Annotated in this window: 17 protein-coding genes; all 17 read left to right on the top strand. The window is 32.8% G+C overall.

Features of this window, described 5'->3' with window-relative positions:
* The first annotated feature begins 18 nt into the window (after positions 1–18).
* The 17 genes from FYJ71_RS02330 (at position 19) to FYJ71_RS02410 (ending at position 22,681) form a co-directional block, all read left to right on the top strand.
* Entirely contained in the window at positions 19–1,380 is a 1,362-nt protein-coding gene (locus tag FYJ71_RS02330; protein ID WP_154537189.1) for a hypothetical protein, read from the top strand.
* Between the two features lie 9 nt (positions 1,381–1,389).
* Positions 1,390–2,712: a glycerophosphodiester phosphodiesterase family protein gene (locus FYJ71_RS02335; RefSeq protein WP_154537190.1), complete on the top strand. Its 1,323-nt coding sequence runs from the start codon at positions 1,390–1,392 to the stop codon at positions 2,710–2,712.
* A gap of 96 nt (positions 2,713–2,808) precedes the next feature.
* Positions 2,809–4,659: an N-acetylmuramoyl-L-alanine amidase gene (locus tag FYJ71_RS02340; protein WP_195836882.1), complete on the top strand. Its 1,851-nt coding sequence runs from the start codon at positions 2,809–2,811 to the stop codon at positions 4,657–4,659.
* A 215-nt stretch (positions 4,660–4,874) separates the two neighbouring features.
* Positions 4,875–5,996: a cell wall-binding repeat-containing protein gene (locus FYJ71_RS02345; RefSeq protein WP_154537192.1), complete on the top strand. Its 1,122-nt coding sequence runs from the start codon at positions 4,875–4,877 to the stop codon at positions 5,994–5,996.
* Positions 5,997–6,031: 35 nt separating this feature from the next.
* Entirely contained in the window at positions 6,032–6,694 is a 663-nt protein-coding gene (locus tag FYJ71_RS02350; protein WP_154537193.1) for a sugar transferase, read from the top strand.
* A gap of 13 nt (positions 6,695–6,707) precedes the next feature.
* Positions 6,708–7,478, top strand: coding sequence for a glycosyltransferase family 2 protein (locus tag FYJ71_RS02355; protein WP_154537194.1), 771 nt, complete (start codon positions 6,708–6,710; stop codon positions 7,476–7,478).
* Positions 7,479–7,500: 22 nt separating this feature from the next.
* A complete protein-coding gene (locus FYJ71_RS02360) occupies positions 7,501–8,313 on the top strand; it encodes a glycosyltransferase family 2 protein (RefSeq protein ID WP_154537195.1) in 813 nt (270 codons plus the stop codon).
* A 14-nt stretch (positions 8,314–8,327) separates the two neighbouring features.
* Positions 8,328–9,515 carry a CDP-glycerol glycerophosphotransferase family protein gene (locus tag FYJ71_RS02365; RefSeq protein WP_154537196.1) on the top strand — a complete coding sequence of 396 codons (1,188 nt, stop codon included), beginning with the start codon at positions 8,328–8,330 and terminating at the stop codon, positions 9,513–9,515.
* A gap of 40 nt (positions 9,516–9,555) precedes the next feature.
* Positions 9,556–10,680, top strand: a complete 1,125-nt coding sequence (locus FYJ71_RS02370; protein ID WP_154537197.1) for a hypothetical protein — start codon at positions 9,556–9,558, stop codon at positions 10,678–10,680.
* A gap of 130 nt (positions 10,681–10,810) precedes the next feature.
* A complete protein-coding gene (locus tag FYJ71_RS02375; RefSeq protein ID WP_154537198.1) occupies positions 10,811–11,596 on the top strand; it encodes a glycosyltransferase family 2 protein in 786 nt (261 codons plus the stop codon).
* Positions 11,596–12,891, top strand: coding sequence for a UDP-glucose dehydrogenase family protein (locus tag FYJ71_RS02380; protein WP_154537199.1), 1,296 nt, complete (start codon positions 11,596–11,598; stop codon positions 12,889–12,891). Before FYJ71_RS02375 ends, FYJ71_RS02380 begins: the two co-directional genes overlap by 1 nt.
* 7 nt (positions 12,892–12,898) lie before the next feature.
* On the top strand, positions 12,899–14,011 hold the full coding sequence (locus FYJ71_RS02385; protein WP_154537200.1) for a glycosyltransferase: 1,113 nt from the start codon (positions 12,899–12,901) through the stop codon (positions 14,009–14,011).
* Between the two features lie 135 nt (positions 14,012–14,146).
* Positions 14,147–15,604, top strand: coding sequence for a polysaccharide biosynthesis protein (locus tag FYJ71_RS02390; protein ID WP_154537201.1), 1,458 nt, complete (start codon positions 14,147–14,149; stop codon positions 15,602–15,604).
* 1 nt (position 15,605) lies between these two features.
* Positions 15,606–17,171 (top strand): murein biosynthesis integral membrane protein MurJ, encoded by a 1,566-nt coding sequence (murJ, locus tag FYJ71_RS02395; protein ID WP_154537202.1) that lies wholly within the window; start codon positions 15,606–15,608, stop codon positions 17,169–17,171.
* Between the two features lie 116 nt (positions 17,172–17,287).
* Positions 17,288–18,778 carry a C40 family peptidase gene (locus FYJ71_RS02400; protein WP_154537203.1) on the top strand — a complete coding sequence of 497 codons (1,491 nt, stop codon included), beginning with the start codon at positions 17,288–17,290 and terminating at the stop codon, positions 18,776–18,778.
* A 300-nt stretch (positions 18,779–19,078) separates the two neighbouring features.
* Entirely contained in the window at positions 19,079–21,244 is a 2,166-nt protein-coding gene (locus FYJ71_RS02405; protein WP_154537204.1) for a family 10 glycosylhydrolase, read from the top strand.
* Positions 21,245–21,334: 90 nt separating this feature from the next.
* Positions 21,335–22,681, top strand: coding sequence for an alanine/glycine:cation symporter family protein (locus tag FYJ71_RS02410; protein WP_154537205.1), 1,347 nt, complete (start codon positions 21,335–21,337; stop codon positions 22,679–22,681).
* Positions 22,682–22,861: the final 180 nt, after the last annotated feature.

Consider the following 22,861-nt stretch of genomic DNA (forward strand, 5'->3'; position numbering starts at 1 on the left):
TTTTTAGGGGTGGTGCAAATGGAAGATAAGATTACTTTTAATGACAAAGTTAGATACCAGCTTCGACGACTGTATGAAGTAATGAGAAGTTCTGTGATAGAAAAGAAAAATATAGATAGAAAATTTCACTATATGAGAGTGAGATCAATAGATGTTTTGAGAGGTATTTTAACAATTTTGGTTATAATGATAATATCTCAAGGATTGGAGAATTCTGTAAGTAAGAGTTTTATCATATCAGAATGGAATGGGGTAACTTTGGCAGGTGTTGTGTTGCCTTTTTTCATTCTTATTATGGGTGCATCAATACCATTTTATATAAAAAAATATCATGAAAATGGAAGCAAGCTCTCATCGATAATAAAAAAATCATTAATCAGAGTATTATTGTTATTGTTGCTGGGATTGATATTTAGCGTTTTATTTCTTGAGTCTGATAAATACGTTAGAGTTACAGGTCCATTTCAACTATTAGCGATTAATTACATAATAAGCATCTTGGCATACATGATGTTTTTAAAACTTAGAATCAAAAATAACGTTATAACATATGTGTTTGCTATCATCGGTTTATTGATAGCAATGATGTTTTCTGTCATTTTTATCAATGGGGGACGAGAAGCTGCCACAAATATATTTGTAAGAACTGATATATCATTAATAGGTGGATATAAGAGCATATCATTAGCTGATCCAGAAGGTATAATGGCAATTTTTAGTTCGATTTCATTGGGATTTTTTGGGATTTCTTTTGGATGTATTCTCAATAAAAAACATATTGAAAAAAAATATGTTGGATACAGAAGACCGATGAAAATAAGAAATGATGGATTTAGCAAGGAAAATCTCCTTGTGGATATCAAAAGCTGGATTAACTACAGATCGATAAAATCGTTATTAAGCAATTATTATAGGTTCAACAATGAGGCAAAAAAAGTAATTCATTTGTTACTGTTCTCATTGATATATTTGATGTTATTTTTTGTGACAAAATATTGGATTCCAGTAAATAGAAATGTATTTAGTATCAGCTTCGTTATGATTGCTTGCTTTTATTTTTCGATGTTGTTGGTTGTGGCATATGTTGTGTGTGATATTGTCAAACTTAGGTTTGGTGCAAATTATTTGGGAAACATTGGTAAGAATGCGATTCTCGTTATTTTTACAGTCCAGATTGTTCACAAATTATTGTCGATGATTAAAATAAAATCTATATTTACTGGAACGTGGTTACCATTTAATAACTGGTTCACTACTGATTTTATTTTGCCGATATTTGGCACTGAATTCTCATCTACAGTCTATTCGGTTTTAATTACAGTGATATGGGTATTGCTTTTTAATTTGCTGGATAGATACGATGTAAAGGTAAATTTATAGGGGGTAGACATGGAAAGAAAATTTGATGAAGATCAGATCAAAGAAATTGTGAAGCAGACACTTATACTTTTTGTTTCTTTAATGCTGATAATCGGCTTTTTTAAGTTATTCTACTCTTATTCTAGCCAAAGAAAAATGATTTCGGAATTTGAAAATACAAATATCAGAGAAAAATTGATTACAAATAATAAGGTTGCAAATATGGGTAAACCATACAAAATAAAGGATGGTATCGTATATATGCCACTTTTGGAGTTATGCAAAAATTTCAACACAGATGCGACTTATAAATTTACTCCTAATGGAGGTATTGAGCTTAAATACAGAAAATCAACATACCTACTTCAGAGAGGTTCAAATGAAGTAAGATTTTTGGGAAATGATAACATATTAAAAATGGACGGTGTCGTCGTGTTTATGGAAAACACTGTATACGTTCCATTGGATTTTATCTACAAAGTTTTGGATGTAAATGTAGTTCAATCTAGTGATGGAACCGTATACATGGATAACTATCCGAAAAAATTCAACTATAGCTGGGTTAAGGAAAATAGATACATCGCTCATGCTATGGGTGGTATCGATGGTAATACATATACTAATTCCAAAGAGGCAATGGAAAAAAGCTATGAAAGAGGACTTCGAGTTTTGGAAACGGACATTTCCTTGTCCTCTGATGATAAGCTCGTTCTCATTCATTCATTTGAAAAAGAAGGGTTGGAACAGTTAGGATTACCGGTATCTTGGTCAGTAAAGCCACCAACGGAAAAGGAGTTCTTAGAGAGAAAAATTTTGGGAAAATATACCCCTATGAAATTTTCAGATGTAGTTGCATTTATGAAAAAACATAAGGATGTATATATTGTTATCGACTTGAAAAATAATGATATAAAAGATGTTGAAAAATGCTATAAAAAAATAGTAGAAATTGCTAAAAAAGAAGATCAATCTGTTTTAAAGAGGATAATTCCTCAGATTTATTATGAGCAGATGTATAGGCCATTGATGAATATTTACGATTTTAAGTCGATTATTTTTACTACATATAGAATAGAAGAGCTTGAGGTCAATAAGATTGTCGATTTTTCATATGAACATGGAATAAAAATAGTTGCAGTAAATAAGTTTAAATTTTCTAAGGATCTAACAGATAAGCTGGTAGACAGAGGAATTGGATTATATATGTTTACTTACAATGATGAAAGTGTTGTAAACTCGCTGAGAAATTTATATGTTAGTGGATTTTATACCGATTTTTTGCCAAAAGACAAAATCAATAGAGACTCAGATGGCAAGGTCATCGTAAATGAGAAAAAAAATAATACAAATTAATATTAATAAAAAAAGGTTACAAAAATGTTACACTTGTGTTATAATATACTAAGTTCTTAAGAGGATAGTTGAATAATAATGAAAAGGGGGAATCGTATGAGATCTTTTAGGAATAAAATCGTAGGGGTAATATTTAGTTTTATTTTGGTATTGATGTCGTTTTCAAGTGCATATGCTGATACTAGTGATGCCAATCTTCAGACTTCATCATATGAAAATTCAAGTGAAACAAACGATATTGGAATCGAAAATATGAAAGTTGAATTAGGCGTTGGAAAATTATCAGATAGTGACATATCTGATTCAAGTGACAGCTATAGTTCGACTGATAGATTAAATGTAAATTACACAAAAGCATCTGCTCAACTGACTTCATTGTATGGTGCAGATAGAATAAAAACGGCTGTAAAGGTTAGTCAAAATGGTTGGTCTGCTGCTGATACTGTTGTAATAGTAAATAGCAAAAGTACAATGATGGGGATTGTTGCAACACCTCTTGCAACATCGCTAAATGCACCGATATTGATTACAGGAGCTAGTTCGCTTGACTCTTCTGTAGCAACTGAGCTGGCTAGACTTAAACCAAGTAACGTAATAATCATTGGAGATAGAAATTTGATTTCCAAAGCAGTTTCTGATAGAGTGAAGTCGATAACAGGAGCGAATATTGAGAGAATTTTTGGTTCGAATTCAAAGGATGTTTCATTAGCAGTTGCGAAGAGGATTTCATCTATAAAAAGCGTTGATACTGCATATGTAGTCAGCGAAACAAATGGAGTGGCTGATGCATTGACAATATCATCAAAGGCTGGTAGCACAAAGAATCCTGTTATAGTAGTCGATAAAAATACTGTCAGTACAAATACTTTTGCATATTTAAGAGATAATATATCAACTGTATTTTATATTGGTGGTGTAAACTCTATTTCAAACACTCTTCTTAATAAAATTAATACAGTAGTTGATAATGCGGGTTCAATCAATAGAATTTACGGCTCTGACAGACATGATACTAATGTTAATGTTATAAATAGGTTCTATAAAGACAAGAATATTCCTGTTCTTGTAGTTACTAAATCAGACAATCAAGGCTTGATTGACACTGTTTGTGCAGGTCCTTTTGCAGCATTATACAATGCTCCGATTTTAATAACGAATAAGTCTTATGTTCCTGCAGTTACAAAGAGCTTCTTGAGTAAAGTAAGTGTAGCAACTGTGTATCAAATAGGCGGTAGTATAAGCCCAAGTGTTTCAAATACGATAAAAAATCCTGGTTCAAACTCATCTTCACAGAGTGATGCGAATTCTGGTTCAAATAGTTCTACTGATAAAACTACGCCAAATGTGCCAAAACCACAAGTTGATGATGTTATCAGTGGAAGCATCAAAGGAAAAACAATAGTTATTGATCCAGGGCATGGCGGAAAAGATTCAGGAGCAAGTGGCTTATATAACACATATGAAAAAAACTGGACTTTGACAACAGCATTGGCTTGTGCAGATTATTTGACAAGAGCCGGAGCTAATGTTGTAATGACAAGAAAAACAGACATATATCCGACATTGCAAGACCGAGCGGATATAAGTAATAATTCCGGTGCCGTTCTATTCTGTAGTATACATTATAATAAGGGTGGAAGTGTCGTTAATGAAGCCACTGGTGAATTGAGTGGTAATGGAGTAGAGGTATTTAAGGGTGATGGAGAAAGTGCAAATGCTGTTGCCAAAAATATTTTGAATAGCATATTGAGTGGATTTAATCTTAGAAATAGAGGGGTCAAGGATGGAACTCACTTGTATGTAATAGCAAATACTGTTGCTCCTGCAGTTCTAGTTGAGGGTGGATTTATGTCTAGCTCAAGAGATGTAAGCATGCTAAATAGTCAGGCTGCATTGAAAAAGATGGGAGTTCAAATTGCAAAGGGAATAATAGCTTCCTTTAAATAAAACAAAAAATGTGACTGGTCATAGATTATTAATCAAATTTAATTGGTTAACTAATCGTGACCAGTCTTTTTGTATTTATCTAAAAACATTGATTTTAAAATGTGTCTGTAGGCAAGTCGCCTAAATAATTTTCGAAAAAAAATTTCATTAGAGTTTAAATATATCTTGATTTATAGTATAATAGAATAGTTACAATAACAATTAGGAGTATTGATATGAAAAAATATTTAAAATATATGATATTGGCAGCACTGGCATTATGTCTATACAAGGCTATCGATAAGGTTCTTGATAGGATGTATCTGGGGCAGTATACAATTAACGATTATACAGATGATACTAGATTTACGACTGTAAATAAAGTTCTAGATAAGAGATTTGAAAAATCAGATGTTGCAATTCTAATAAATACTGAATATATTGATCAAGTTGTATCCACTGCACCGTATGCTTATAGCAAGAAAATTCCCGTATTTTATACTGAAAAACAGAAGGTGTTAAAACCTGTCTATGATGAAATGGAAAAGCTTGGTGTAAAAAAAGTGATTCTTGTAGGTGGTGTGAATTCATTATCTGAGTCAGTGGAGAGAAGTCTTGAAAGAAATGGTTATAAATTCGAGAGGATAAATGAGTCTAGAGGAATAAATTTCTCAATTAAAATTGCAGAGATGATGATGAGTGACAATAAAATCAGTGAGATTGCTGTAGTTACTAGTGATGAGTTTGATCTTCCGAATGCAATTTCGTTTTCACCATATTCTCAGAAAAACAAAATACCTATACTAGTTACATCAAATACTCAAAATGACTATTTAAAAATAAAAAAACTTATCAGGAATAATAATATTAATAAGGTATATTTAATTGGAAATGAGGGGTATCTAAATTCTAATTTTGATAGGCTGGCAAATGTGAAGATTCAGAAAATAAAAGGTGAAGACAGATACGATTTCAATAAGAAGCTGATCAAGACTATTTATGGAAAAAGCGATAATGGAAATGTTTATATATCAAAAGGTGGAGAGCTGTTGCACAAACGCCATATCGGTTCGGGACAGTTGATAAATGCAATTGCAATTTCTCCATTGGCTGCAGATAATGACTCACCTTTATTGTTTATAGAAAATAATTATTTTGAAACACAAGAAAGCCAAATAGTAGAAAAAAATGGATACAAAATATTGAATCAAGTAGGTTTCAAAATAGAAAGAAGAAATTACTTTAATATCGAAAGAATGAAAAATGCTACAACAGTTGTATTGATTTTGATTTCGATAATGATGGTCGTGAGAGTTTCACGCAATAGTCGTGATGAAGAAAATAAAAAAATATTATAGAAAATACTTAGGGATAAAATTGAAGGGAGAAGATTATGTCTTTTTGCGAGTATTCGGGAGAAGATCCGATATTAAAAGAATATATTGAAAAAATAGATTATAGTATCGTCAGAAAAGGAAAGATATTCGATTTATATCAGAGATTTTTTGACATCTTGCTGTCTTTTGTTGGATTGCTAATCGGTGTGCCAATAATATTGATTTTTGGTATGCTGATAAAAATAGAGGATAGAGGACCGATTCTGTATAAACAGGAAAGATTGGGTAAGCATGGGAGAGAATTTTATGTTTATAAGTTGAGATCTATGAGAACTGATGCTGAAAAATTTGGAGCACAGTGGGCGGAAAAGGATGACCCAAGAATAACAAAGGTCGGTAAGTTTATCAGAAAAACAAGAATTGATGAAATTCCTCAGTTGATAAACATTTTAAAAGGTGATATGGGGATTATAGGTCCAAGACCAGAGAGATCTGTTTTTACGAAGGAGTTTGAAGAAACATTTCCTAATTTTGTTTATAGACTAGCTATTAAGCCAGGATTGACTGGATGGGCTCAGGTTAATGGTGGATACGAAATTGGACCAGGTGAAAAGTTGGAATATGATTTGTATTATATAAAAAATAGAAGTGTTATGTTAGATATTAAAATTGTGCTGATGACAGCAAAAGTAATTTTTACTGGAGATGGTGCAAGATAGAAGGGGATTTTCGATGTGTAAAGATTTTATTGATGGACTTGTTTCTGTTATAGTTCCTGTTTATAATGCCGAACGATATATTAGAGAAACTCTTGACAGTATAATTGGACAGACTTATAAAAATATTGAAGTAATATGTGTTGATGATATGTCAAATGATTCATCAAGAGAGATAATAAAGGAATATGAATCAAAATACTCCAATATAAAATCTATTTTGCTGTCAGAAAACGCAGGGGTTGCAAATGCAAGAAATATAGGAATTGAAAATGCTAGAGGAAGATATATCGCCTTTTTAGATAGCGATGATCTTTGGCTTCCAGAAAAAATTGATAAGCAAATTGATTTTATGGAAAAGAATGGGTATTGTTTTACATTTACAGGATACAGATTTATTGATTCAGAAAGTCAAAAATTAAATACAATTGTTCATGCAAAACCAGAGCTGACTTATGAAAAAATGCTTAGGCACAATGCTATTTCATGTCTTACGGTGGTTATCGATAGGTATATTGTAAAAGAAATTCGTATGAAAAAAATTCATCATGAAGATTATGTGGCTTGGCTTGATATATTAAAGCAAGGACATAAAGCACATGGTTTGGATGAATTGTTGGCATTATATAGAACAAGACGAGGTTCGCTTTCTGGAAATAAGTTTAGGGCAGCTTGCTGGACTTGGAATATACTTAGGAATGAGGAAAAATTAGGCTTTTTCAAGGCATTGTATTATTTTAGTAATTATGCAGTAATCAATGTATACAAGCATTTCCTATCTAAGTGACAATATTAAAGGGAGAAGATAAATGAAAATAAGTTTATTAATAGGAACGTATGGAACTAGGATCAAAGAGATGGAGGTTCTATTCGATAGTATAGAAAGACAAACTTATAAAAATTTTGAGGTTATTGTAGGATCTCAAACGAATCATGATGAAGTTGAAAAATTATTGAGCAAATATAGCTTTGATCACAGACATATTGTTGCTGAGGGTACTGGGTGTTCAAAGAGTAGAAATGCTACAATGGAGTATTGTACTGGCGATATTTATACGTTTACTGATGACGATTGTTGGTACACAGATACAGCATTGGAGGAAGTCAATTCTCACTTTGAAAAATACAATCCTGATGTAGCGATTTTTCAGAATTTTGATCCCATAACAAAAAAATCCACAGCCAATTATCCAAAGCATGAGATTCTTGGAATATCAAGGATGCAGACACTAAAGCAAATAACCTTTGATATGTGGTTTAACTCTAGCAGTATCGATCCGCATACAAATAGATTTGATGAAAGATTTGGTATTGGGACAAAGTATAATTCTGGAGAAGAAAATGTGTTCATTATGGATGCATATAACAATGGAAAGCGAAAAATGTATTATTTTCCAATAGTGGTTGCTTACCATCCGTACAAAAAAGTGAACTATATAGATGAAAATTCTATGATAGGTAAAGGTCCTTTGTTCAAGCGACTTTTCGGTGGATTTTTTGGATTTATATTGTTTATTGCTTTTTGTATCAAAAAGAGAAGTGAAATAAAATCAAATAATGACGGAAAGTATACTTCCATCGTAATAAAGGCAATAAAAGAGCAGTTCAGATTTAAATTATAAATAAGAGGTAAAAAATGGGTTATTTGGAAAAAATTTCTCGATTGTCAAGACAGGCATTAGAAATGACTAAGTATAGAAAAATTGCAGAAAAACATAGGGGTAAAGACAAGTATAAGAATATGTGGCTAATCTCTGAAAGAGGTATTGAAGCAAAAGACAATGGATACGTTTTTTTTAAATACCTTAGAGAAAATCATCCAGAAATTAATGCATGGTTTCTTATTGATTCATCCCATAAAAAAGACTATGATAAAGTGAAGGATCTTGGTAATATTATCGAATACGGAAGTCTTGAACACAAGATTGCATTCTTTTTAAGTGATGTACTGATTTCTAGTCATACAGGTTTTTTAGAGCCTTGGAATTATAAATTATTTAAACTTATTTTTGATAGAGATAATAAGAAAAAATTTGTATTTCTTCAGCATGGTGTAATTTTATCAGATTTGAGCAAGTATTATAATTCATCGAACAAAATTGATTTGTTCATAACGACTACAAAGGCAGAGTATGAGTCAATTTGTCAAAAAAACTACGGATTTGACAAGGGTGTTGTCGTTCAAACTGGGCTTGCTAGATATGACAATTTGAATGAATTCAATTTGAAGAAACAGATCTTATTGATGCCATCATGGAGAATGAATATAATAACTCCATCCTATAAGAAAAAAGGCAAAGGTAGCGATAAAGTTTTTTCTAGTTCTGATTACTTTAAGGCATTGAACTCGTTAATAAACAATAGGACGCTAATTGATTTACTTGAATCAAATGGGATTGATATGATTTTTTATCCACATTTTGAAATGCAACCATATAATCATCTATATGATATTAATAGCGATAGAATTGTCATAGCAGATAGGGAGGAATATGATGTTCAGACCTTGTTAAAGGAATCTTTGATGATGATAACTGATATTTCTTCTGTGGCGTTTGATTTTGCCTATATGAAAAAACCATTAGTTTATTATCAGAAGGTTCCTGATGATAAATACAACAAGGGGTATTTTGATTACATCGAGGATGGTTTTGGAGAGGTAATATTGGATGAAGAAAATTTGATAAATACTATTGAGTCATATTTCAATAATGGCTTTGAAATGAAAGATAAATATGTAAAAAGAGTAGACGAAAGCTTCAATATAAGAGATAATAATAATTCTCAGAGGATTTTTAACGCTATTATCGATTTGATTGGCTAGATTGTTTACATTTTACAGATAAGGTTAAGAGGAAAGATTGATGAAAATTAATAAGTGGAAAAATTTTTTAGGAGTGTTGTTGGTGTTTCTGGCTGCATTCAAGTATTATTCGGTTATTTTCGATTATACTAATCTGAATAAATATTGTATGATACTGTCACTACTATTATCGACACTTCTGATATTGATAAATTATAAGAAATACAATTTAATACATTTGGGATTTTTTGTGATACTTTCAATACAGTTTGTTATGTCGAAAAATATCACAATGCTGTATTCATATTATTTATGCTTGGGGTTATTTGCATTGGATTTTAGATATCTGATCAAATGGTTTGTGATTTTCAATGCCATATTTTTCTCAATCTTCCTGATTACAAATCTTATTGGTATAAATCCAACTGAGTATATTGAGGGGAGAAATGATTTTGGATTTGGAAATCCAAATGCAGCGTTTATCAGTATGTTTATGGTGTGGTCGTCATTTTTTTATTTAATATATGACAGTAAAAAGAATATTGATTTTATTTTGATGTTATTGATGGTTGCACTTATCTATTCTCAAACAGTCACTAGAACAGGTCTATTGACAGCGGTAGGAACGATTTTTGCATATATTATATTGAAAAACATAGATATTCAGAAGAAAGTTTTTAGCATATTGATAGGTGTATTTCCTTTGTTTATGACTTTTTTGAGTTTGATAATAACACTATTTATGAGTAATAATTACCTAATAAACAAAATTCTGTCTCACAGACCAGTGTATTGGAGAACATATTTGATGCATCCTACAAAAGGAGTTAATCTTTTCGGATATGTTTCAAATATTAGAGAGATTCTTTTCACACAGAGAATGCCTCTGGATAGTGGATATATATGGTCGTTATACAGTCAGGGTTTGGTGGTATTTGTTATGCTGATTGTGTTTTATTCATTTACAATGTATATATTGTGTAAAGAGAATAAAAAAGCAGAAATATTGTTTATGACTAGTGTGTTAATATACTGCTTTGCTGAAAGTATAATGTTGGAAGTATCGACTAATATGAGTTTGGTATTGGTTGTATATGGAATGTATAGAATGAACAAGCTGAATATTTGGGATATTTTGGAAGATAGAATATTAAAACGAAGAAAAGTAAAGAAATTGACAAAGTAGACAGATAAGAAAAAGATAAGAGAAATCTTGGAAATAGATCGATGTACTTGGTCAATTGCATGATGTTGAATTGAAGTGTTTGGAATGGGAAGTTAGAGTATCGTTTAAAAAGTTATCGGGGAGAAGAATTATGAAAGACGGATTAGTATCAATAATTACTCCAGTATACAATGCTGAAGAATTTATTGTACAAACAATTGAATCTGTTCAAGCTCAGACATATAGTGATTGGGAGTTGTTGTTGATAGATGATTGCTCTACAGATTCGTCTGCTGAGCTAATAAGATCATTTACAGATAATGATAATAGAATAAGGTATGTAAAACTTAATAAGAACTCTGGTGCCGCTGTAACGAGAAATACTGGATTGGCTATGGCTAAAGGTAGATATATTGCTTTTTTAGATAGTGATGATATTTGGAAAGCCCAAAAGCTTGAAAAGCAAATGGAATTAATCAAAGAGAAAGATATCGGATTTGTGTTTACTTCCTATAGATACATTATGCAGGATGGCAGTCCTATGTCAAAGGTTGCAAGAGCTCCCGAGAAAATCGACTACAATGGGCTTTTGAAAAACACGATTATTGGTTGCTCAACAGTTCTGATCGACAAAAAAATAATTGGCGACTTTAGGATGGCAAATGTAAGACGTGGTCAAGATACAGCTACGTGGTTACAATTATTGAAAAAAACTGATTATGCATATGGAATCTATGATGATTTGGTTTGGTATAGAGTGGTTAGTGGTTCTCTTTCTGATAATAAGTTTACTGCCATAAAGAGAACTTGGAATACTTATCGTAATGTAGAGCATTTAAGCCTGCCAAAAGCAATGTATGTATTTGTTTTTTATGCTTACAATGCTGTTAAAAAGAGATTAATTAGAGATAAAGACGAAATAGACAGGAGTAGATAATGAAAATTGTAGTTGCTGGTACTGGTTATGTTGGTTTGGTGACAGGTGTTTGCCTAGCAGAAAGAGGTGGACATCACATCGTTTGTGTGGATGTCAATTCAGAAAAAATATCTATGCTGAAAAGCGGTATTTCACCAATATATGAAGATGGGTTGGAAGAATTAATAAAAAAAAATAACGATTTAAATAGAATTGAATTCACTTCTGATTTTGAATCGGCATATGGCGATGCAGATGCTGTGTTTATTGCAGTTGGTACACCGGAGAGAAGTGATGGTTCTGCCAATCTAGATTATTTGAAGTCGGCAGCGAAGACTATCGCAGAAAATGCCAAAAAAGATATATTAGTTATAATTAAGTCAACGGTACCGATAGGAACCAATGAGCAAATTGAAAAATACATTAATAAACATAAAAAAGAAAACATTAGAATTGAAGTTGCGTCAAATCCAGAATTTTTAGCTCAAGGATCGGCTGTTAGAGATACATTTGAAGCCACTAGAATTGTAATCGGAGTTGAAAGTGAATGGGCAAAAGAAATTTTGTTAGATATATACAAAAACTTTGATAATCATAAATTGGTAACAAATAGAAATTCAGCTGAGATGATAAAATATGCTTCAAATGATTTTCTGGCTCTAAAGATTTCGTATATGAATGATATTGCGAACTTATGTGAAATTGTTGGGGCAGATATTGAAGATGTAGCTCTGGGTATGAGTTTTGACAACAGGATTGGCAGTAATTTTTTGAATGCTGGAGTTGGATATGGAGGCTCATGCTTTCCAAAGGACACAAAGGCCCTTCATTGGCTATCAAATTCTAATGGATATGAGTTAAAGACGATAAAAGCTGCAATAGAAGTCAACGAAATCCAAAAATTGAAATTGGCAAAAAAATCATCCGATTTTGTAGAATCGTTCAATAATTTGAAGGTTGCGATTTTGGGATTGACATATAAACCTGGTACTGATGATCTTAGAGAGGCGCCTTCTATTGTAAATATAAGATACCTGCTTGAGAGAGGCGCCAAAGTAGTTGCCTTTGATCCTGTAGGTATTGATAATGCGAAAAAAATATTTGGTGATACCATTGCGTATGTGAATGACATTGATTCGGCAATTTTGGATGCTGAAATGTGTTTTATTATGACGGAGTGGGAGGTTATCAAAAATTATGATGTGTCAAATTATAAAAAATTGATGAAAAGACCTCTTGTTTTTGATGGTAGAAACTGTTATAAAATAAGTGAAATGAAGGATAATGGTATAGAGTATTATTCTATAGGAAGGTAGTGTTTTGATGAAGAAAATATGTTACTTGGCAGACGCTTCAAATCCTCATGTAAAAAAATATTGCAATTTTTTTCTGAAAAAGGGATATGATATTTCAGTAATATCTCTTAATGGTGGAGAAATAGACGGAGTAAAGGTATATAACTTCAATGCAAATGTGGGTGAATTAAGGAATAAAGGCATATCTAAAAAATTTGGATATCTAAATAACATTGGCGAGATAAAAAGATTAGTCAACACTATTAAACCTGATATTTTTCATGCACAATATGCGAGTAGTTATGGTTTTTTGGGAAGCTTGATAGGATACAAACCATTTGTTGTTTCCGTTTGGGGAACAGATATCTATGATTTTCCGAGAAATGGAATTATTCAAAAATTAATAATAAAGCATAATTTTAGAAAGGCTGACTACATATTCTCAAATAGTGTGGATATGGCTAGAGAAGCAAATTTATATACAGATAAAAGAGTTGATATAACATATTTTGGTGTGGATATGGAAAGGTTTATTCCTTTAGAAAATTCAAAGGATGATGGTTTTTTTACATTTGGCATTGTTAAAAGTCTGGAAAAAAAATATGGAATCAAGTATTTGATTGAAGCTTATGAAAAGCTGTATAAAAAGTATAATGGAGAAAAAGATGGAAAAAGACTTCGACTTTTGATTGGTGGAAATGGTCAGGAGAGAGAGGCACTTGAACTTCAAGCTCAAAATTCCGATGTGAACGACACTATTACTTTTTTGGGGAGGGTACAGCCGGAAGATATTGTCAGAACATATAATAGCTGTGATGTCTGTGTATTTCCTTCACTAAGAGAGGGCTTTGGGGTATCCGCTATTGAATCTCAGGCTTGTGAAACTCCTGTAATTATCACAAATGTTGGAGGTCATCCAGAGTCTGTTGATGCCGGAAAAACTGGAATAATCGTGGAGCCAAAATCCAGTGAAGAGCTTTTTAGAGCAATGGAAAAATTGATGCTTGATGACAAAATGAGAATTGATATGGGAAAATCTGGAAGAGTATTTGTTAGAGAACATTATAGATTTGAAGACAATTTTGAGGATATATCGAAAATTTATGATGATGTACTTGAAAAGTATCCGATTAATAAGTAAACTATAAACAAGTAAGAACTTTGTACTGCGTTTTAATTTTTCCAAATTAAGTGGCTTACAAAGTTTTTTTAGTAAAGGTTTATTTATGGAAATTGAATAATAATTGAATAAGATTGTTATAGATGGAGAGATAATATGACTAAAAGTTATGGTATTATAAAGGTGATGATTGTTGGTGCAGGTGAGGCAGCACAAATGGTCATTAATGAAATAAACAGGAACCTATCCATGTTGAATAGGGTCGTCGTAGCGATAATAGATGATGATGTAGATCTTGTTGGTAAAAAAATATGTGGACATGAGGTTCTTGGAAATACGGGTGAAATAAAACAAATTTGTGATAAACTAGAAGTAGATGAAATAATTTTTTCTATCGCAAATATATCTATTTCTAGAAAAAAAGAAATTTTGGACATTTGTAGAACTACAGGCTGCCACACAAGGACAATTCCTAGTATTTCAGAGATTATTAACGGAAAGGTGAATTTTAAAGCTATAAGGGATGTAGATATCGAAGATTTATTGGGGAGAGATCCGGTTTTTTTTGACATGGAAAAAATAAGATCATACTTAAATGAAAAGACAATCTTGGTTACAGGTGGTGGAGGAACAATTGGATCGGAGTTGTGTAGACAAATCTCCAGCTATGGACCAAAGAAAATGATAATTTTGGATAACTACGAGAATAATGCCTATAATATACAGCAAGAATTGAAGATGAAATATGGAGAATGCTTGGATCTTGACGTTGTAATCGCAAATATTAGAGAATACAATAGGCTGGAAAAAATTTTCGACAGATATAGACCTGATATTGTTTTTCATGCGGCTGCACATAAGCATGTTCCGTTGATGGAAACAAACAAGACAGAGGCAATAAAAAACAATGTTTTTGGTACTTTAAACCTTGTGAAGTTGGCAGATGAATATGAGATTCAAAAATTTGTACTTATTTCCAGCGATAAAGCAGTTAATCCGACAAATTTGATGGGTGCAACAAAAAGATTATGCGAGATAATTATTCAGATATACAATACAATCAGCAACACTGAGTTTGTTGCAGTGAGGTTTGGAAATGTGTTGGGAAGCAGTGGATCGGTGGTTCCGTTATTTAAGAAACAGATAGCTGCCGGTGGACCAGTAACTGTTACTCATAAGGATATAATAAGGTATTTTATGACGATACCAGAAGCCGTAACGCTTGTTATGCAAGCAGGTGCGATGGCACATGGTGGAGAAATATTTGTCTTGGATATGGGAGATCCGGTGAGAATTGATGACCTTGCGAGAAATTTGATAAGGTTGAGTGGATTTGAACCTGACAGAGATATTGAGATAGTGTATACAGGCTTGAGATTGGGCGAAAAGCTTTTTGAGGAATTATTAATGGCAGAAGAAGGTCTTGGTAAAACAGAGCATAATAAAATATTTATAGGTAGTCCACAGTCATTTAATCGTGAGGATGTATTTTCATTGATAGAAAGACTAAAGCAAGTCGTAAAAAATGAAGAAGATGAGAAAGTAGATGAATTGATGAGGTTATTGGTTGATACATATGTGAGACCAGAGGATGTCAATAATATAGAGGTGTAAAATGTCAAAAACTGCAAAAGCAACCTTCTTTTTGATGGTTGTTACTATTCTTTCAAAAATTATAGGATTGGCAAGAGATAGTGTCCTAGCGTCTGCATATGGTACAGGAATGTATGTTGCTGTGTACAACACTGCGAATAAAATTCCAGTAGTACTATTCGCTGTGATCGGCTCGGCATTGGCTACCAGCCTAATTCCGTTATATAATAAACTCTCGAATGAAGATTCGGAGGAAAGGGCACTATCCTTCTTAAATTCAGTTATCAATATTGTGGTTATTGCCTGTCTAGTGATATCGGCGGTAGGTATATTGGCTGCTGGTCCACTAGTAAGGATTTTCGCTGTTGGTTATGAAGGCGAGGCTTTTAGGTTGTGCGTTCAGGTTACAAGAATATTGCTACCGACAATTATTTTTGTGGGTTTGGCAAATATCTTTACAGCCTATCTTCAGATAAAAAAGAGGTTTGTAATACCAGGACTGATAGGGTTTCCTTACAGCATAATAATAATTATATCAATACTTTTAAGTACGAGAACTAATTTTTATGTATTAATTTTTGGTGCATTTATAGCAATTGCTTCAAAGACTATATTTCAGATTCCGTTCATTTATAAGGAAGGATATAAATATTCGAGAAAAATAGATTTGCACGATCAGGTTATGAAGGATATGATGATATTGGTCATACCTGTTATAATAGGTGTTGGTGCGAATCAGATAAACTCCGTTGTTGATGAATCTTTGGCATCTTTATTGGGAACGAGTATTGTGGCGTCATTTGGGTATGCCAGAAGACTATATGAATTTGTTCAAGCATTGTTTATCACTTCTATATTGTCAGTCGTATATCCGAAGTTTTCACGTTTAGTTGTGAGCGACAAAATAGAGAGATTTGTAGATAGTATGATTCAGACGATGAATGTGATAATAATCGTATTAGTTCCTATAGTTATAGGTTGTGGAGTTCTAGCTAAGCCAATAGTTGAAGTTTTATTTCAGCGAAATGCATTTACTGCGGAGGATACGATAATCACTGCGAATATATTGATTATTTATGTTACAGGTGTTCTCGCATTTGCGTTGAGAGATGTTATGTCAAGAGGCTTTTATTCTCTTGAGGACAGCAAGACTCCGATGACAAATGGTGTAATTGCGATAATTTTCAATGTTGGATTGAATCTTCTATTTATAAAGCCACTTGGGTATAAGGGGTTGGCGTTGGCAACGTCTATATCGGCGTATATAGGTCTTTTCTTGTTCTTTAGAAGCATGAACAAGAAAGTTAATTACTTCAGTCCTAAAAAAAATATTATCGTGTTTGTAAAATGCTTTGTATCTGCAGCTGTTATGGGTATATTAGTAAGATTTATTTTCAGTATGATGACTCCGCATCTTAATCAAGGATTGATATTTAAGGTAGCAAATCTTGGGATTTCTGTCATGTTGGGGGCACTAGTTTATGCAATAATAATGTACTTCATGAGAGTAGAGGAGTATAATATTTTGGTTAATCTATTTACAAGAGGAATTAAAGTAAGAATAAAAAAGATTACAAAAAAATATTAAAAAGTAACAAAAAATAACGAAAATTTATATAAAGGTTACAATTTGTAAATTTTTACCTTGCAAATTGTAACCTTTTATGTTAGAATTGTATTAGTGATGATGCAAAGGAGGTAGACATGCAGTATAAAAAACAGAATAAGAAGGTAATTGCTTTGGCTTTGGCTGGGTTTATTCTAACATCTAGTATTGGAACAGAAATATCTTTTGCAAATACTATTGAACAGACAGAGAGTATAAGTGCTGAACAGCAAGAATCTGCAAGTTCACAAAATCAAAACAATACAACAAATAGTAGTGATGGTTACACGAATGAAAATGGTGAATTTGCTACGAGTGAAGATGTTTCTGGACAAAATGAAGCTCAACAACAAAACAGTGGAACTGAAGAGGGTGCTACACTTGATGGTTACGAGGTAAATGTTGAGGGAAAAGCTATAAAAACAGCTGCCCAAAAACTGAATGGATTTGTGAAGGATGGAAATAAATGGCGTTTCTATGTTAATAATGTCCAAGTTAAGGGATGGGTAGATTATAAAGGAATAAAATACTATATTATAAATACATATGCCCTTCCACAAAATATGTGGAGAAATATTAAAGGATACAAATACTACTTTAATAAAGATGGGGTCATGATTAAAAATCAAAAGATATTAATAGATGGCAAAGAATACCAGTTTGATGGCAATGGTCACTTAATAAATAATAATAACTCTGTTAAGGTCGGAGTTGTTTCAACTCAACAGCAAGAGGAATATAAAAAAGGCGAACAAATTCTTATCGATTCTGCAAACAACGGTAAGAATTTTGTCAAGAATGGATTGTTTAGTGAAGAAGGAAAGTGGTATAAATACGAGAATGGCAATAGAACTAGAGGCTGGTTCAAAGATGGAAATAAAACTTATTTCTTTTTAAACACGCTTAATAGAGCTGAAAGTATGTGGAGAGCAATAAATGGAAAGAAATACTATTTTGAAGCCGATGGTACTATGGTTGCCAACAAGATTAGATATATCGATGGAAAAACATACTTTTTTAATGCAGATGGATCTCTAAACACGAATGTGAAAACTACGCTTATTCAAAAAGACGTCGATGTAAGGCGTGAATCTAATAATTCTTCAGCAGTAGTTGGAAGATTTATTAAAGGTAATGGAGTAAGAATACTTCAAGAAAATAGTAGTTTTGCAAAAGTACAAAGTGCTGATGGTACAATCTCAGGTTGGATTCCTAGCTCATCATATATTGGTGAATCCGAGAAGAAGATTAATAATGTAATTGCAGTTGCGAAGTCAAAAATTGGTTCTTCATATGTTTGGGGAGCGACTGGTCCAAATTCATTCGACTGTTCTGGATTAATGCTATACTCTTTTAAAAATGGTGCAAACATCACCTTACCAAGAGTATCAAGGCAGCAAGCGACGGTTGGAAGATATGTTTCTAGATCTGAGTTAAAGCCAGGTGATTTGATATTCTGGGGCTCACCAGTTCATCACGTAGGAATGTATTTGGGTGATGGTAAGTATATTCATGCTCCGGAACCAGGTACTTCTGTAAGAATTTCTACGCTTGGATCATATACGACAGCGAGAAGAATAATTCAATAGAGATTAATTTTTTTAGAAGGTGAGTTTTTTCTCACCTTTTAATTTATTAATAAAGAAAAAATTGGTATGATTTGATTTTATGCCTAACAAAGATAAGAAAAAACAAATATGATATTAATATTATTTTCAAGTAAGTTATATGATTAAAAATGCTATTGTTTTAACTATATAATCATGATAAAATATTATTGATATTAGAAAGATGTACAATAAAAAAACATATAAAATACAAGTTTTGTTTTTTCTTTAGCATGGCTTCGATTGAGTATACCAAAAATAAAAAATCAATAGGAGGGTAAAATGAAGAAAAGGTTATCTATTGTACTATTTGTACTGACAATTGCATCAGTACTACTAATTTTGAAACCGTCTTCGTCAAGTGCATCAGAGCAAGAAATGAGGGCAGCTTGGGTTTCGACAGTTTTTAATATCGATTGGCCATCAAAAGGGTCACAAGGTAATGTAGCAAGACAAAAACAGGAGTATATTAATCTATTAGAAAAATTAAAATCAGCAGGGATTAATACCATTGTAATTCAGGTTAGACCAGAGTCTGATGCATTGTATAAGTCTAGCATTAATCCATGGTCTAGATATTTAACTGGTGTTCAAGGTAAGAATCCTGGTTACGATCCATTACAGTTTGTACTTGACGAATCTCATAAGAGAGGAATAAAGGTACACGCATGGTTTAATCCATATAGAGCAAGTATTTATGAGGATATTAGTTCTACTGCTAGTAATAATGCGATTAATACTCACAGAGATTGGGTTGTGAAGCATGGAAATAAATGGTACTATGATCCGGGTATACCGGCAGTGAGAGATTATATAGTAAATACGGTTTCTGAGGTTGTCAGAAATTATAACATTGATGGAGTTCATTTCGATGATTATTTCTACCCAGCTCCAGATTTCAATGATAGTAAATCATTTGCAAAATATGGCTCTGGAAACAAAGACCAGTGGAGAAGAAGAAATGTAAACACTATGATTGATCAAGTTCATAGAGCAGTAAAATCAATAAAACCAAATGTTGATTTTGGTGTCAGCCCAGCGGGAATTTGGAGAAATAGAAGTAATGATTCAAATGGTTCAAATACTTCCGGTGGAGAATCATATGCCAAACACTATGCGGACACAAGATATTGGATAAAAAATAATTTAGTGGACTATGTGGTTCCACAGGTATACTGGAGAATTGGTCATCCTAAAGCTGACTATGCGACGCTTGTTAAGTGGTGGTCTGATCAAGTCAGAGGTACAGGAGTAAAGCTATATATTGGTCAAGGTATTTACAAGCATGGTCAAAGTGAATATGGTGGAGAGGATGTTGCATCTGAAATTAAGCAACAGATTAATTTGAATAGAAGATATCCTGAAATCAAGGGTAGCATTTATTTCTCAGCAAGAGATATTGCTAATATTGGTCAAGTGTATAATGATTTAAAATCTCTTTATGGATCATATAATGGAAACTCTGGATCAGACTCAGGTAACAATACATCTCCAGGTACAAGCTCAACAGGTAGATTACCATATCAAAATGAGATGATGGGTAGTGATAGAGCAGAAACTGCTATTCAAATAAGCAAAAAGAGCTATCCAAATGGAGCTCAAACGGCAATATTGGTAAATGGTAACGACCTGGTTAATGCAGTGGTTTCGAGTCCATTGGCATCACAAAAAAATGCTCCGATACTATTGAGTTATGCAGGCGGTATTAGCTTAAATACAGCAAATGAGATAAAACGATTAAAGGTAAGTGAATTGATAGTCATCGGTGATGGCAACTCAATAACACAAAATGACATAAATACAGTAAAAAGGGTAAACTCAAATATAAATATTGACAGGATAAACTCTTCGGATCCAGAAAAAGTATCGAGGATTATTTTTGATAAAATAAGCGAAACAAGAGTTGTGGATTCAGTGTTTGTAGCAAGTAAAAATGCTTTACCGGATGCACTTTCTATAGCATCAAAGGCTGGTGTGCAGAAAACTCCGATACTAATTTCTTCTAACGAGAGTATTTTAGATGAAAATATTGCTGCTATTAGAGATAATGGTATAAGCAATATATATTTTATTGGTGGACCAAATGTATTATCAGATAGTGTAATTTCACAGGTTGGAAATGCGATTGGATTAGATTTATCACAATATAGAATATATGGAGAGGATAGAATAGATACTAATACAAAGGTATTGGAGAAATTCTATAGTAACAAATTTTCTCAAAAAGCTTTCTTGACGAGAAGTGATGCTCCAATTGATGCGATAACAGTAAGTGCTTTTGCACAGAAGTCAGATTCTCCGGTTATTTTAGTAGGTAGAGCTGTATCTAATTATCAGAGACAGGTTCTTTCAGAAAGAGTGGCGAGTCTAGTGTACAAAGTTGGTGGTGGAATTAACTTAAATTCATATAAGACTATCTATAGCTTACTTGGTGGAGATATGAAGTAGATTATTGTCCCCCCCAAGTATAGAGGTTGGTATTAATTAACATTTTGTTAAATAATATAAAAATCATATTACCTTGGGGGGTGTTTTTCTATGGAAGGACTATTAGAATTAGTCAAAGCCATAAATGGTATTTTGTGGGGAAAAGTTTTACTTTTTCTACTTGTAGGTTGTGGTATTTTCTTTACAATTAATCTAAGGGGAATACAGGTAAGAAAATTTGGTAAGGCTTTCAAACAGGCATTTGGAGGTTTTTCTCTAAAAGGTGAAAAAGCTGGTAAGGATGGTATGACATCTTTTCAGTCACTTGCAACTGCTATAGCAGCTCAGGTTGGTACTGGTAATCTTGCTGGTGCAGCGACTGCAATAGTGTCAGGGGGACCAGGTGCAATTTTCTGGATGTGGTTGAGTGCGTTTTTTGGAATGGCAACTATTTTTGCCGAAGCAGTTCTTGCTCAGTTATTTAAAAAAGATGTGAATGGACAGGTTACGGGTGGTCCAGCGTATTATTTGAGATATGGTGTGAAGAGCAAGTTTTTATCAACACTTTTTGCAGTATCAATAATAATTGCACTTGGATTTATAGGTAACATGGTACAAGCCAATTCTATAGGTACGGCTTTCAAATCAGCTTTCAATATCAATCCACTAATTGTAGGAATCGTTTTAGCGGTTATTTCAGGATTTATTTTCATTGGTGGTATTGGAAGAATTGCATCATTCACTGAAAAGCTAGTTCCGATAATGGCGGCATTTTATATTATCGGTGGTGTTATTATATTGATTGTTATGGGTGGAAAGACAATTGATGCGATTAGAATGATATTTGTTGGTGCATTTAATCCTTCTGCAGTTCTTGGTGGTGCAGCCGGTGTAGCAGTAAAGGATGCTATTAGATATGGTGTTGCTAGAGGACTATTCTCTAATGAAGCAGGTATGGGATCTACTCCACACGCTCATGCTGTTGCAAAGGTTGACGATCCTACTCAACAGGGGTTAGTTGCAATAGTGGGTGTGTTTATTGATACATTTATAGTTTTGAATATTACTGCATTGGTAATAATTGCCACTGGAGCAGATAGAATAGGAGAAAAGGGAATTACAGTAACTCAGAAGGCATTTGAAACTGGCTTCGGATCATTTGGATTGATATTTGTTGCAGTAGCATTACTATTCTTTGCATTTTCAACTATAATAGGCTGGTATTTCTTCGCTGAAGCAAATATGACATATTTGTTTGGTGAAAAATCACTTATGCCTTTTAGAGTGATCGTTTTGATATTTATCATATTGGGTACAACTCTACAGGTTGATCTAGTATGGGAGTTAGCAGATATGTTCAATGCGATAATGGTTATACCGAATGTTATAGGTTTGGTATACTTATCTAAAAAAGTAAAGGATGCTATGAACAGCGCAGAATCTAAAAAAATAATTTAATAACCTCTACTGGGTTTATTAGTTTTCAAATAAAAAAGCTTGCATATCTATCCATTTGGATGGATGTTGCAAGCTTTTTTTAAATATTTCTATACTTAGGCTTTATTTGCCCTATGCCAAATGAGTGGCAAGGTATTTTGTTATTTAGAGTATGTGAAAAAGCCATATTTAAACACTAGT

Source organism: Peptostreptococcus porci, from assembly GCF_009695815.1.
Taxonomy (GTDB): Bacteria; Bacillota; Clostridia; order Peptostreptococcales; family Peptostreptococcaceae; genus Peptostreptococcus; species Peptostreptococcus porci.